Below are 13,161 nucleotides of genomic sequence, written 5' to 3'. Positions count from 1 at the left end.
ACGCCCACGAGATCTCCCGGCCTCCCACGAGATCTTCCGTACGAGGTCCCCGACCGGGACCACCAGGAGCGGAGACGCGTCATGACAAGCCTGCGATGTCTGGTCACCGGGGCCACCGGCTACATCGGCGGCCGGCTGGTGCCCGAACTCCTCGACGCCGGCCATCAGGTCCGCTGCCTCGCCCGCTCCCCGGAGAAACTGCGCGACCACCCCTGGGCCGGCCGGGCCGAGGTGGTGCGCGGAGACGTCGTCGACCCGCGGTCGGTGGGGGAGGCCCTGCGCGACGTCGACGTGGCCTACTACCTCGTCCACTCCCTCGGCACCGGTTCCGGCTTCGAGGACCGGGACCGCGCCGCCGCCCGGATCTTCGCCCAGCAGGCCCACGCGGCGGGCGTCCGGCGGATCGTCTACCTGGGCGGGCTCACCCCCACAGGGGTCCCGGTCCGGGAACTCTCCACGCACCTGCGTTCCCGCGCCGAGGTCGGGGAGATCTTCCTGGCCTCCGCCGTCCCGGCGACCGTCCTGCGCGCCGCCGTCATCATCGGATCCGGCTCCGCCTCCTTCGAGATGCTGCGCTACCTCACCGAGCGGCTGCCCGTCATGGTCACCCCGAGTTGGGTCGGCACCCGCTGCCAGCCGATCGCCGTCCGCGACGTCCTGCGCTACCTCGTCGGCAGCGCCACGATGCCGCCCGAGGTCAGCCGGACCTTCGACATCGGCGGCCCGGACGTGGTCACGTACGAGGAGATGATGCGCCGCTACGCCTCCGTCGCGGAGCTCCCCAAACGACTCATCCTGCGCGTCCCGATGCTCACCCCGCGACTGTCCAGCCACTGGATCGGGCTGGTCACCCCGGTGCCGCGGCGCCTCGCCCGACCGCTCGCCGAATCGCTGCGCCACGAGGTGGTGTGCGAGGAGCACGACATCGCCGAGTACGTCCCCGACCCGCCCGGTACGCCGTTCGGCTTCGACCAGGCCCTCGCCCTCGCCCTCCAGCGGGTCCGCGACGCCAACGTGGTCACCCGCTGGTCCTCCGCCTCCCTGCCCGGAGCCCCCAGCGACCCGCTGCCCACCGACCCCGACTGGGCCGGCGGCAGCCTGTACGAGGACAAGCGCGGACTGGACGTGGACGCCTCGCCGGACGCGCTGTGGCGGGTGGTGGAGGGCATCGGCGGGGAGAACGGCTGGTACTCCTTCCCGCTCGCCTGGGCGGTACGCGGCTGGCTCGACCGGCTCGTCGGCGGGGTCGGCATCCGGCGCGGCCGGCGCGACGCGTCCCGTCTGCGGGTGGGGGACTCGCTCGACTTCTGGCGGGTGGAGGAGATCGAACCGGGCCGGCTGCTGCGGTTGCGCGCCGAGATGCGGCTGCCGGGGCTGGCCTGGCTGGAACTGCGCGCGGAACCCGACCCGGACACGGCCCCGGAACCCGCCGCCGGAGCCGGAGCCGGAGCCGACACCGACACCGACACCGACCACGCTCCGGGACGGACGGCGACCGCGACCGCCGCCGCGACGAACGGGACCGCGACGACCGGGACCGCGACGGCGGCGCGTTCCCGCTACCGTCAGCGCGCCCTGTTCCACCCCCACGGGCTGCTCGGGCACATGTACTGGTGGAGCGTCTCCCCCTTCCACGCCGTGGTCTTCGGCGGCATGGCGCGCAACATCGCCCGAGCCGCCGAGCGGCAGCCCTCCACCCCGGCCGGACGACCCGGGGGAGGGAGCGCATCCGATCCGGGCCGACACGCCGAAGCACCCCACGACAACCGTCCCCCACGACCCTGACGCGGAGACGAGAAACCATGAACGTCGCGGTGGTCCTGTACACCTCGGACCTGCGCCTGCACGACCACCCACCGCTGCGCGCGGCCATGTCCTCCTGCGACCGCGTCGTACCGCTCTTCGTCCGCGACCGGGGCATCGAGGCGGCCGGTTTCACCGCGCCCAACCGGTCGGCGTTCCTCGCCGACTCCCTCGCCGCGCTGGATGCCGGGCTGCGCGAACGCGGCGGACGTCTGGTGGTGCGCTCCGGCGAGGTCGTCGACCGGGTGTGCGCCGTCGTACGCGAGGCGGACGCCGACGAGGTGCACATGGCGGCCGGGGTCAGCGCGTACGCCCACGCCCGCGAGGAACGGCTGCGCGCCGCCCTGGAGGCCGAAGGGCGGCGACTGTACGTCCACGACGCGGTGATCACGGCGGTCGCCCCGGGGGCAGTGCGGCCCGCCGGCGGCGACCACTTCGCCGTCTTCACCCCGTACCTGCGCCGCTGGAACGAACTGCCCCCGCGCCCGCCGGCCCCGGCCCCCCGCACGGTCCGGGTCCCCGACGACATCGACTCCGAGGCACTGCCCGAGCGCACCGCCGTCACCGGGACCTCCCCGGGCCTCGCGCGCGGAGGCGAGCGCGAGGCCCGGAGACTGCTCTCCGGCTGGCTGAACGACGGCATCGCCCGCTACGAGGAGACCCACGACGACCTCGCGGGCGACGCCACCTCCCGACTCTCCCCCCACCTGCACTTCGGCACGATCTCGCCCGTCGAGGCCGTCCAACGCTCCCGCGCGGTCGGCGGGCCGGGCGCCGAGGCCTTCGTCCGGCAACTGTGCTGGCGCGACTTCCACCACCAGGTGCTCGCCGCCCGCCCCGCCGCGGCGGCCGAGGACTACCGCGCCCGCCGGGACCACTGGCGCACCGGCGCCGCCGCCGAGGAGGAGATCCAGGCCTGGAGGGAGGGCCGCACCGGCTATCCGGTGGTCGACGCGGCCATGCGCCAGCTCGTCCACGAGGGCTGGATGCACAACCGGGGCCGACTGTTGGCCGCGAGCTTCCTCGCCAAGACCCTGTACGTGGACTGGCGGGTCGGCGCCCGACACTTCCTCGACCTCCTCGTGGACGGGGACCTCGCCAACAACCAGCTCAACTGGCAGTGGGTGGCCGGCACGGGCACCGACACCCGACCCAACCGGGTCCTCAACCCGGTCCGTCAAGGCCTGCGCTACGACCCCGACGGCGCCTACGTGCACCGCTGGGTCCCCGAGCTCGCCGACCTGCCCGCACCCCGGGTGCACGAGCCTTGGCGGCTGCCCGCCCCGGAACGGGCGCGCTTCGACTACCCGGACCCGCTCGTGGAGCTCGCGGACGCGCTCGGCCGCTTCCGGAAGGGGCGCGGAATCGAATGACGGCCGACCCCCATGACCTCGTCGTATCGTGAGCGGGTGGACCCCGTGCCGCCCCACCCGCCCCAGGACCACGCCCCGGAACTGCCCGCGGCGGCGCTGAGCACCGGCGCCGTCGCCCGGCGCCTCGGGGTGTCGCCCACCACCCTGCGGTCCTGGGAGCGCCGGTACGCCATCGGCCCCGCGACCCGCGAGGACGGCCGGCACCGCCGCTGGACCGCGCAGGACATCGCCCGGCTGGAGCTGATGTGCCGGCTGACCGCCCAGGGGGTACCGCCCTCCGAAGCCGCCCGGGCCGCCGTCGGCGCGGCCCCCGGCGGCGACGCCGTCCCCGAATCGGCCGCGGTCCCGGAAACCACCTCGGCGCCGGGCGGCCCCAACGCGCTCCCGCTCGGGGAGGTCCGCCCCGAGTGCAGGGGGCTCGCGCGGGCGGCCGTACGACTCGACGCCCCGGCGGTGGAACAACTGCTGGAGTCCGCCGTCGTCGAACACGGCCTGGTCACCGCCTGGGAGGAGATCATCGCGCCGACCCTGCACGCGGTGGGCCGCAAGTGGGCCTCGGCCGGGGAACGTTACGTGGAGGTGGAGCACCTGCTCTCCTGGCACGTCTCGTGCGCGCTGCGCCGGGTACGCCCCGCCGCGGCACAACTCGGCTGCTCCCCGGTGCTGTTGGCCTGCGCGCCGGGAGAGCAGCACACCCTGCCCATGGAGGCGCTGGCCGCCGTGCTCGGCGAACGGGGCCTGCCGGTGCGCATGTTCGGCGCCGCCCTGCCGGCCGAGGCGCTGCACGAGGCGGTCCGGCGCACGGGACCGCGCGCGGCCGTCCTGTGGTCCCAGTCCCGGAGCACCGCCGACCGGGCCCTGGTGCGTTCGGTCACCGCCATCGAGTGGGGGCTGCGCGGCGCACGCGGACACTCGGCGCTGCTGCTCGCCGGACCCGGCTGGGGCGCGGGATCCCCGGACCCGCGCACCGAGCGGCTGTTCGGCCTGCGCTCGGGCCTCGCCGTCATCGAGAACGCCCTGCTCTCCGCGGACCACGCCGAACCGGCCACGAGGGCGGGCCCGGCGACCGGGACGCGGGCGTAGGTCCTGCCGTTCCTGCCGGCCCCGCCGCGCCACCGGGGCCGATCGAGGCCCGGCCCCGGCGCTGATCGCAGCCCCGCTCCGGCGCCCGCCGGTCGTGGGCCCGCCGCGGCGCCGCGGCCCGTCACCTGGCCGCGTTCTCCGGTGTGCGGGGCGACAAGGCCGGCGCCACCGACGCGCGCAGGACGCCCAGGGCCCGCCTCATGTGGCTCTTGACCGTGCCCAGCGGCAGCCCCGTGCGATCCGCGATCTGGCTCTGGGTCAGGTCCGCGTAGAAGGCGAGCCGCATCACGCGCTGCTGCGCCGCCGGCAGTCTGGCCAGTTCCCCGAGGATCAACACCCGGTCCACGACCTGCTCCGGCTCCGGCCGGTCACAGGCCGCGGGCCAGCGGGCGAACTCGTGGAAGGCGCGGGTGGCCGCCGCGACCGCCCGGGCCCGCCGGGTCCGGGCCTCCAGGGCGTCGGCCACCTTGTGGCGGGTGATCCCGGTCAGCCAGGCCCCGAGCCCGCCGGGGCCCGGTCGGTAGCCACCACGGCCGCGCCAGGCGGCCAGGAAGACCTGCTGGGTCACGTCCTCGGCCTCGCGGTCGTCGCCGAGCGAGCGGCGCGCCAGGGAGTGCACCAGCGGTCGCCACCGGCGGTACGCGGCCTCCATGGAGCGCTCGTCACCCGCCGCGAAACCGGCCGCGATGCGTGCCTCGTCCGGCGCCTCGTCCTCGTACGCCAGGGTGCCGGGCGCGCCCGACGGGGAGTGTCCCCGCGGGTGTGTCCGCCGTTCGCGCCGGCGCGTCTGGTCGTCGATCCGGTCGTCCATGTCCCGAGCCTCGCGAGCGGAGCAGTCCGCGACCAACTCGCACCGTTTCCGCATCGATTTCCGCGCCGCCGATCGACGCCCCGATCGCAGCCCCGATCGCAGCGCCGATCGACGCCCGATCGGGCCCCCGATCGGACGCCGCCGCGGCGGACCGGCAGGCGTCAGGTCGCCTCCGCGGCCCGGCCCTCGCCGGCCATGAACCGCCACACCAGCGCGTGCCCCAGCACCACCAGGAGGATCAGCAGCAGCGCCTCCGCCTGGATCCCCTTGAGGTTGACCACGCCCGCCAACTCGGGGGCGGAACCCACCACGGCGATCAGCACGTAGAGCATGGTCACGCCCACCCGGTGCCACACCAGCCCCGCCCCGACGCCCTCGGCCCGGTCGCGGGCCAGCAACCGCAGCGTGGAGGCGCATCCGACGACCGCGATCACGACGAAGGAGGCCCGCCAGATCCACGGCTGCTCGGTGCCCCCCACCTGGGCGAACAAGCCCATGAGCGCCGGAAGCAGGAAGGACAGGTAGATGCCGCCGACCACCCGCCGCAGGGCGGGAGCGCGCATCCACTCGGAATGGCTCTGCACGACGTTCCACCACAGGCCGACCAGGGTGAAACAGGTGGCGGAGAACAAGGCGTAGAACGTGCTCACATCCATGACGCCCGACAGTGACACGCCTGCCCGGCGACTTCGGCGACGACATGCCGGAGCGACTATCGTCCGGGGAATGAGTGACCTGATGCTGGTGAGGCATGGTGAGACGGCGTGGAGCGCCAACGGGAAGCACACCGGGCTGACGGACATCCCGCTGACCGCGCGCGGGGTCGAGGAGGCGATCTCCCTGGCCCCGTTCTTCCTGGACCGACAGCCCGCCCTGGTGCTGACCAGCCCGCTGCGCCGCGCGGTGGCCACGGCCCAGCTCGCCGGGCTGAATGACGGCGTCACCGACCCCGACCTGCACGAATGGGACTACGGCGGCTACGAGGGCGTGACCACCGCCGAGATCCGAAAGACCCGGCCGACCTGGTCGCTGTGGACCGACGGGGTCCCGCCCGGGGACGCCGCGCACCCCGGTGAGCAGGCCGAACAGGTCGGCGCCCGCGCGGACCGCGCACTGGCCCGGATCGCCGAGGTGCTGCGGGAGGACCGCGGCGACGTGGTGGTGGTCGCCCACGGCCACTTCCTGCGGGTGCTGACGGCCCGCTACCTCGGGCTGCCCCCCGCCGACGGGCGGCTGTTCCTGCTGCGGACCGGAACGGTCAGCCTCCTGTCGACCGAACACGAGCTCCCGGTCATCGCGGGCTGGAACACCAAGCCCTGACCTCCCGGACCTCCCCTCCGCCGCGCCCCGGACACGCAGGACGACGAGTGACCGGCCATAAACCGCCGTGAGCCACTGTTCTCGCAGTCGCAGTCGCAGGCCGGCAGGGCACCCCGTCCGGAGAGGAGCCGTCCATGGAGTCCACCGCGGTGCTCCAGCGGGATCCCGCCGCAGCCGGCGGACCCGTCTTGCGGATCGGGGTCCTCGGCCCGCTCGACGTGCGCCTCGACGGCGAATCCCGTACCCCCACCGCGCCACAGGTCCGACGGGTCCTGGCCGTGCTCCTGCTGCGCGCGGGCCGGCCCGTGCCGCTCGCCGCCCTCATCGAGGAACTCTGGGAGATCGACCCGCCGCGGCTCGCCCGCAAGACCGTGCAGACGTACGTGTACCAGTTGCGCCGCGCCCTGGCCCGGCGGCCGGCCCCCGCGCCCGGCCCCGCGTCCGCGCCGCACTCCTCCGACCGGCTGGAGACCCGTACGAACGGCTACCTGCTGCGGCTGCGCCCGGAGGAGGTGGACCTGTGGGACTTCGAACGCCGGATCGGACTGGCCCGCGTGGACCTGGACGCCGGCAACGCCCGCGAGGCCGCCGGGGCGCTGCGGGCGGCCCTCGCCCTGTGGCGCGGGGACGCCTTCGCCGACGTACCCGCCGGCCCCGAACTCGCCTCCCGGATCAGCCGGATCGAGGCCACCCGGATCAGCGCCCTGGAGATGCGGGTCCAGGCCGACCTCCAACTCGGCCTCCACGGGGCGCTGCTCGACGAACTGCGCCGACTCACCGCCGAGCACCCGCTCAACGAGAGGTTCGCCGCCGACCTGGTCCTCGCCGCACACCGCTCCGGCCAACGCGCCACCGCCCTGGACGCGTTCACCCGACTGCGCCGCAACCTCGTCCGGGAGCTGGGCATCGAACCCTCCGACTGGGTCCGCAAACTCCAGCAGGAGGTACTGAGCGCCGACCCGCGCCTCGGCGCGCCCACGCCCGCACACCTGCTCCCGCCCGGCAGACCCGACCGCGACCTCACCACGACGGAAGCCGCCGCCCTTCCCAGACTGACGCAACTCCCGCCCGACACACCGGACTTCGTCGGCCGCCGTCGCGAACTCGACCGGCTGCTCGCCCTGGCCGCCCCCGGAGAGGAACCCGAACGGCGCGCCGCACCCCGGATCGTCACCGTCCTCGGTGGCATCGGCACCGGCAAGAGCGTGTTGGCCGTCCGGGCCGCCCATCTGCTCAGCGGCCGCTTTCCCGACGGCCAGTTGTACGCCCGGCTGCACAGCGACCGGGAGACACCGATCAGCCCCACGCTGATTCTGCGCTCCTTCCTGCGCGACCTGCACCTCGACTCCGTGCCCACCTCGGACGGGGACCCCGCCGGATGGGCCGAGGACGAGTTGGCCCGCAGGTTCCGCGACCACACCGCGGGTCGGGCGCTGCTCCTGCTGCTGGAGGACGCCGCGTCCGCCCGGCAGATCCTGCCGCTGCTGCCCGGTGGCAGCCGCAGCACCGTCATCACCACCTCCCGGGTCCGGCTGCCGGGACTGCCGGGCGCCGCGCACCTGACGCTCGGGCCGATGAGCACCGACGACGGCGCCGCGCTGTTCGCCGCGGCCGCCTGCCCCGCGGGCCGGCTCCCGGGCGACCGCACGGCGGCCCGGGGGATCGTCCGGTTGATGGGTCACGTCCCCCTGGGGATCAGGGCGATGGGGGAGACCCTGGCGGCCCGTCCGATGTGGTCCACGGCCGATTTCGCCGAACGACTGGCCAACGAAGGGCAACGCCGGGTAGAACTGCGCTCGGGGACCTGGGACGTGCTGGCCCGGGTCGAGCAGTCCTGTGCGCGGCTGCCCCGCCCGGCGGGTCGGGCGCTCACCCTGCTCAGCCGCTCCGCTCCCGGAGCCTTCGTGGTCCGGGACGCCGCACAACTCCTCGGGGTGGCGACGAGCACCGCCGAACAGCTCCTGGGCACCCTGCTGGACCACCACGCCGTCGAACTCTCCGGCCGGGTCCCCACGGGAACCCGGGAGATGTCGGTGCCGTCGTTCCGGATACCGGAACTGATCCGGCTCGCCCTCGCCGGGGACCCGGACGCCGATCCGGAACCCCGGTCCCCGACCGTCCCGGGCCGGCCGGCGGCGTACGCCACGATCCGCGCGGGCACGGAAGCGGGGCTTCCCGATCCTTTGCCCCCGCTTGGTCGCCCCGCGTGAAGCTGCGTCTCCGTGGCGGCATGTGCTCAGCACAGCCGCCGCTCGGCAGACACATGCAGGCAGCTGGCCGGGCGACCCCCGGTCGGAGGGGAGACTTCCATGAGGAGCACGATCCTGCGGAGCGGCAGCACGGTCCGGAAGCAGCCGACGGGCGATCAGCACGCCGAATGCGTCACGCGCGAAGGAACGCGACGCCCCGGTGACGAGGAATCGGTGGTCTTCGAGTTGTGCTCGGGACTCTTCGCGTCCATGCCGCGAAGCGACCAGCGGATGAAGGCCATCCACTACGTGCGGGGCCTGTTGGGCGCCGAGGGCCGCAAGTCGATCCGCAACATCGCGACGCTGCTCGGAGGGGACGCCGCCGAGCAGAGCCTCCACCACTTCATCTCCAGCTCGACCTGGGACTGGACACCCGTCCGGCGGGCCCTGGCCCAGCACATCGAACGGGTTTCGCCACCGCAGGCGTACGTGGTCCACCCCATGATCATCCCGAAGGCCGGCGAAACCTCCGTGGGGGTCGAGCGGCGCTTCGTACCGGAGCTGGGTCAGGTCATCAACGCCCAACAGGCCGTGGGCGTCTGGGCCGCCGCCCACGACTGGAGCTCCCCCCTGCACTGGAGGCTCCACCTCACCCACCGCTGGCTGGAGGACGAGAACCGGCGCAGCCAGGCCGCCATCCCCGAGACCACCGTGCAGGAAAGCCTCGCCCAGTGCTCGGTCGAGGCCTACTTGGCGATGATCAGGGACTCCGGGCTCCCGGTCCGCCCTCTGGTGATGGACGCGCGCAACGCCGACGTCCTGAGCACCGTCCACCGGCTGCGGGCCGCCGGCACGCCCTGGCTGCTGCGGGTGGACCCCTCCGTACGCCTCACCGTGCTGGAACCGACCTTCCCCCGTCGCGGCGCCAGCATGACGGCCCAACAGATCATGTCCACCGCGTGGCACATGCGTCAGTTGGAACCCCGCCGGGCACCCGGCCCGGAGGCGCAGCTGCGCGGTGTCAGGCGACCGGGTTCGCTCGTGGCCGTCAGCGCCACCCTGACCGCCGACACCCGGCGCCCCGGCGGCCGACCCGGCGTGGCCGAGGAACTGCTGCTCCTCGGGATCTCGGACGGCGGGCAACTCCCGGCCGAACTGTGGCTCACCGACCTGACGGGGGTGCGACCGGTGGAGCTGACCCAGTTGATCCGGCTCACCCACCGGGTCGATCGGGACCTCGCCGAGGTGGCCGACCAGGTCGGCATCCGGGACTTCTCCGGCCGTTCCTTCAACGGCTGGCACCGGCACGCCACGCTCGCCTCGGCCGCGCACGCCATCGCCCTGCTCAGCGGCCGGCCGAACACCCGGCGGGCCACGGCGGAGGTGACGGACCTGACCGATCCGGCGCGCCGCGAACGGCACGGTCGGGGCTACCTGACGGACCTGGGAGGGCGACCTGACCTAGCGAGCTGAGCAGTTGACGGATAGCCCGGAGGGCCATTGGCCGTGGCCGCCGGGTCCCACAGGATCGGGACATTCCAACCGATCGAACCGAGGGACCCCGGACATGACCAAGGTCGCCGTCATCTACTACTCCTCCCAGGGAAACGTCCACCAGCTCGCCGTGGCCGCCGCGGCCGCCGCCGAGAAGGCGGGCGCGGAGGTGCGGTTGCGCAGGACCGCCGAACTCACCACCGAGACGGTCGTGCCCGGCAACGACACCTGGAACGCGGCATGGGAGGAGCACCTCGCCGCCGTGGCGGACATCCCCACGGCCACGCTCGACGACCTCGAATGGGCCGACGCGGTGCTGTGGGGGACCCCGGGCCGCTACGGCCTGCCCGCCGCCTCGCTCAAGCAGTTCATCGACCAGACCCTTCCCCTGCACTCCAAGCGAGGACTGCTGAACAAGGTGATGTCCTCGTTCACCTCCACCGCGACCCTGCACGGCGGTCAGGAGAGCACCCTCCTGGCCCTCAACAACGCCTTCTACCACTGGGGCGCGATCATCGTGCCGCCCGGTGTGGCCGACCCGATCCAGCTGGCCCCGACCAACGGCAACCCGTACGGCGTGAGCAGCGTCTCGCGCAACGAGGCGGGCAACGTCACCGAGGACAACCTCGCCGCCATCGAGTACCAGGCCCGCCGCACCGTCGAGATCACCGCCGCGCTCCGCAAGGGCCTCGCCTAGGTCTCCGCCGTCGGGGTTCCGCCCGGTCGCGCGCCTCGCCGCGCAGTCGGGGCACCCGAGTACGTCCCGTACACGGGCGCCCCGCCGCCGCGTGCCCGCCCCCGCAGGGTCGGCGCCCCGTGCCGCCCCGTGTCGCCCCGCGCCGCGCCGTGTCCCGTCGGGCGCGGTCGGGGTCGGGCCCGTACGCCCGGCCCCGACCGACCCGCCCCGGCCGCGCGGCGATCTCGGGGGCGATCGGCCCCGAGATCGCCGCGCGGCCCGTACATCCCCCACACCCGCGGCCCCCGCCTCCGGCGCGGTCCCGTGCGTCCCGCCCGCCCCTTCGGGCACCCCCGTACCCCCGCACCACCCACCCCCGCATTTCGCCCGCGCGCCCCGCTCCCGCGACCCCACACCGCGCGGCGGAGCGGGTACCGCGCCCTCGCTCGTCTACTCGGAGGCACCTCGTGGAAAACGCCGACATCGGCATCCGGCTGAAACCCGCGCTCCAACAGCCGGACTGGGACGACCCCGCGCAGTTGCGTCGGGTCAGGGAGGAACTCCTGGCCCGCCCCTCGCTGGTGGCCGCGGACGACGTACGGACCCTGCGCGGGCTGTTGGCCCGGGTGGCGGCCGGCCAGGCCCATGTGGTCCAGGTCGGCGACTGCGCCGAGGACCCGGCCGAATGCACGCCCGACCACGTCGCCCGCAAGGCCGCCGTCCTGGACCTGCTCGCCGGTTCGCTACGGCTGATCACCGGCAAACCCGTACTGCGCGTCGGCCGGATCGCCGGCCAGTACGCCAAGCCCCGCTCGCGCCCCACCGAGGTCGTCGACGGAGTCGACATGCACGCCTTCCGGGGCCACATGGTCAACGGACCCGAACCCGATGTCGACGCCCGACGGCCCGACCCGCTGCGGCTGCTCACCGGCTACATGGCCGCCGACGACGTGATGCGGGGCCTCGGCTGGCGCCCCGGCAGCTCCGGCGCCGGCATCGACCCCATGGTGTGGACCAGCCACGAGGCCCTGCTCCTCGACTACGAGGTGTCGATGCTCCGCGGTGACGAGGCGGGCGGGCTGATGCTGGCCTCCACCCACTGGCCCTGGATCGGCGAGCGCACCCGGCAGGTCGACGGCGCCCACGTCGAGCTGCTGTCCCGGGTGAGCAACCCGGTCGCCTGCAAGGTAGGCCCGAACATGAGCCCGGCGGAGCTGCTCGCCCTGTGCGAACGGCTCGACCCGGACCGCGAGCCCGGCCGCCTCACCCTGATCGCCCGGATGGGCGCCGACGCCGTCCCCGACGCCCTGCCCCCGCTCGTCACCGCCGTCCGGGAGGCCGGACATCCGGTGATCTGGCTGACCGACCCCATGCACGGCAACACCGTCAGCACCCCCGACGGATACAAGACCCGCTACGTCGAGACCGTCGAACGCGAGGCCGTGGCCTTCCACTTCGCCGTCACCGAAGCCGGGGGCGTCGCGGGCGGCTTCCACCTGGAGACCACCCCGGACGCCGTCACCGAATGCGTCTCCGACCCGTCCGCGATCGATCGGGTCGGCGAGTTCTACACCAGTCACTGCGACCCGCGGCTCAACCCCGGACAGGCCATATCCGTCGTATCCAGCTGGAGTTTCTGATGGACGGCAGCACAGCACTCGTCACGGGAGCCGCCGGCGGGATAGGCCGCGCGGTCGCCCTCACCCTCGGGGCGCGCGGCGTCCGCATCGCCGCCGTCGACCGCGATCCGGTGGCCTTGCGGCGGGCGGTCGAGGAGTGGGCCGACCAGGGCGTCAAGGCCGTCGCCTTCCCCACCGACGTCACCAGCAGCGCCGACGTCGAGCGGACCGTCGCGGCCGCGGAGAGCGAACTCGGTCCGATCGAGCACCTCGTCAACGCCGCCGGCATCCTGCGCCTGGGCCAGGCCCGCGCGTTCACCGACGAGGACTGGAACGCCACCTTCGCCGTCAACACCACCGGCGTCTTCCACGTCTCCCGGGCCGTGGTCAACCGGATGGCGGAGCGCGCCAGGGGCTCCCTCGTCACCGTCGCCTCCAACGCCGCCGGCACCCCCCGTACGGACATGGCCGCCTACGCCGCCTCCAAGGCCGCGGCCACCATGTTCACCAAGTCCCTCGGCCTGGAAGTCGCCCGCCACGGCATCCGCTGCAACATCGTCGCCCCCGGCTCCACCGACACACCGATGCTGCGGTCCATGTGGCACGACGAGTCGGGCCCGCGCGGCTCCATCGAGGGCCACGGGGACTCGTACCGCGTCGGCATCCCGCTCGGCCGACTCGCACAGCCCCGACACATCGCCGACGCCGTGGCGTTCCTGCTCTCCGACGAGGCCGCGCACATCACCCTGCACACGCTCACGGTCGACGGCGGCGCCACCCTCGGCGTCTGACA

Annotated in this window: 11 protein-coding genes; 9 read left to right on the top strand and 2 right to left on the bottom strand. The window is 74.1% G+C overall.

The window, feature by feature from the left end; translation table 11 throughout:
* Nucleotides 1-81 precede the first annotated feature (81 nt).
* Genes ACFYW3_RS15230 through ACFYW3_RS15220 form a run of 3 tightly spaced genes read left to right on the top strand, consistent with a single transcriptional unit; the run spans nt 82 to nt 4,259 of the window.
* Nucleotides 82-1,785 (top strand): SDR family oxidoreductase, encoded by a 1,704-nt coding sequence (locus ACFYW3_RS15230; protein WP_351754308.1) that lies wholly within the window; start codon nt 82-84, stop codon nt 1,783-1,785.
* Between the two features lie 17 nt (nt 1,786-1,802).
* The gene (locus ACFYW3_RS15225; RefSeq protein ID WP_351754306.1) at nt 1,803-3,176 is read left to right on the top strand and encodes a deoxyribodipyrimidine photo-lyase; all 1,374 of its coding nucleotides are present in this window, start codon (nt 1,803-1,805) and stop codon (nt 3,174-3,176) included.
* A gap of 36 nt (nt 3,177-3,212) precedes the next feature.
* A complete protein-coding gene (locus ACFYW3_RS15220) occupies nt 3,213-4,259 on the top strand; it encodes a MerR family transcriptional regulator (protein ID WP_389386494.1) in 1,047 nt (348 codons plus the stop codon).
* 121 nt (nt 4,260-4,380) lie between these two features.
* On the opposite strand, the gene ACFYW3_RS15215 is transcribed toward ACFYW3_RS15220, so the two are convergent.
* Nucleotides 4,381-5,070, bottom strand: coding sequence for an RNA polymerase sigma factor (locus ACFYW3_RS15215; RefSeq protein ID WP_389386493.1), 690 nt, complete (start codon nt 5,068-5,070; stop codon nt 4,381-4,383).
* Nucleotides 5,071-5,231: 161 nt separating this feature from the next.
* Nucleotides 5,232-5,726 carry a hypothetical protein gene (locus ACFYW3_RS15210; RefSeq protein ID WP_351754299.1) on the bottom strand — a complete coding sequence of 165 codons (495 nt, stop codon included), beginning with the start codon at nt 5,724-5,726 and terminating at the stop codon, nt 5,232-5,234.
* A 70-nt stretch (nt 5,727-5,796) separates the two neighbouring features.
* Here ACFYW3_RS15210 and ACFYW3_RS15205 point away from each other — a divergent pair, with 70 nt between their 5' ends.
* From ACFYW3_RS15205 to ACFYW3_RS15180, 6 genes are all read left to right on the top strand, one after another.
* A complete protein-coding gene (locus ACFYW3_RS15205; RefSeq protein ID WP_389386492.1) occupies nt 5,797-6,390 on the top strand; it encodes a histidine phosphatase family protein in 594 nt (197 codons plus the stop codon).
* A gap of 134 nt (nt 6,391-6,524) precedes the next feature.
* Nucleotides 6,525-8,600, top strand: coding sequence for a BTAD domain-containing putative transcriptional regulator (locus ACFYW3_RS15200; RefSeq protein ID WP_389386491.1), 2,076 nt, complete (start codon nt 6,525-6,527; stop codon nt 8,598-8,600).
* 99 nt (nt 8,601-8,699) lie between these two features.
* Nucleotides 8,700-10,052: a transposase gene (locus ACFYW3_RS15195; RefSeq protein WP_351754292.1), complete on the top strand. Its 1,353-nt coding sequence runs from the start codon at nt 8,700-8,702 to the stop codon at nt 10,050-10,052.
* A gap of 94 nt (nt 10,053-10,146) precedes the next feature.
* Nucleotides 10,147-10,770, top strand: a complete 624-nt coding sequence (locus tag ACFYW3_RS15190; protein WP_053683417.1) for an NAD(P)H-dependent oxidoreductase — start codon at nt 10,147-10,149, stop codon at nt 10,768-10,770.
* Between the two features lie 446 nt (nt 10,771-11,216).
* Nucleotides 11,217-12,389 carry a 3-deoxy-7-phosphoheptulonate synthase gene (locus tag ACFYW3_RS15185; RefSeq protein ID WP_389386490.1) on the top strand — a complete coding sequence of 391 codons (1,173 nt, stop codon included), beginning with the start codon at nt 11,217-11,219 and terminating at the stop codon, nt 12,387-12,389.
* Nucleotides 12,389-13,159, top strand: coding sequence for a 2,3-dihydro-2,3-dihydroxybenzoate dehydrogenase (locus ACFYW3_RS15180; RefSeq protein ID WP_351751173.1), 771 nt, complete (start codon nt 12,389-12,391; stop codon nt 13,157-13,159). The genes ACFYW3_RS15185 and ACFYW3_RS15180 overlap by 1 nt, the downstream gene beginning before the upstream one ends.
* The last annotated feature ends 2 nt before the right edge of the window (nt 13,160-13,161 follow it).

The sequence above is a fragment of the Streptomyces sp. NPDC002602 genome, assembly GCF_042889445.1.
Lineage (GTDB): Bacteria > Actinomycetota > Actinomycetes > Streptomycetales > Streptomycetaceae > Streptomyces.
Note: the sequence above shows the minus strand (reverse complement) of the source record. Positions and strands in the feature narration are given on the sequence as shown.

Bases quoted from the DNA above. Each gene is read 5' to 3' on its own strand.
- ACFYW3_RS15225 (WP_351754306.1), top strand. From the start codon at position 1,803: ATGAACGTCGCGGTGGTCCTGTACACCTCGGACCTGCGCCTGCACGAC.
- ACFYW3_RS15180 (WP_351751173.1), top strand. From the start codon at position 12,389: ATGGACGGCAGCACAGCACTCGTCACGGGAGCCGCCGGCGGGATAGGC.
- ACFYW3_RS15200 (WP_389386491.1), top strand. From the start codon at position 6,525: ATGGAGTCCACCGCGGTGCTCCAGCGGGATCCCGCCGCAGCCGGCGGA.
- ACFYW3_RS15205 (WP_389386492.1), top strand. From the start codon at position 5,797: ATGAGTGACCTGATGCTGGTGAGGCATGGTGAGACGGCGTGGAGCGCC.
- ACFYW3_RS15210 (WP_351754299.1), bottom strand. From the start codon at position 5,726: ATGGATGTGAGCACGTTCTACGCCTTGTTCTCCGCCACCTGTTTCACC.
- ACFYW3_RS15190 (WP_053683417.1), top strand. From the start codon at position 10,147: ATGACCAAGGTCGCCGTCATCTACTACTCCTCCCAGGGAAACGTCCAC.
- ACFYW3_RS15215 (WP_389386493.1), bottom strand. From the start codon at position 5,070: ATGGACGACCGGATCGACGACCAGACGCGCCGGCGCGAACGGCGGACA.
- ACFYW3_RS15230 (WP_351754308.1), top strand. From the start codon at position 82: ATGACAAGCCTGCGATGTCTGGTCACCGGGGCCACCGGCTACATCGGC.
- ACFYW3_RS15195 (WP_351754292.1), top strand. From the start codon at position 8,700: ATGAGGAGCACGATCCTGCGGAGCGGCAGCACGGTCCGGAAGCAGCCG.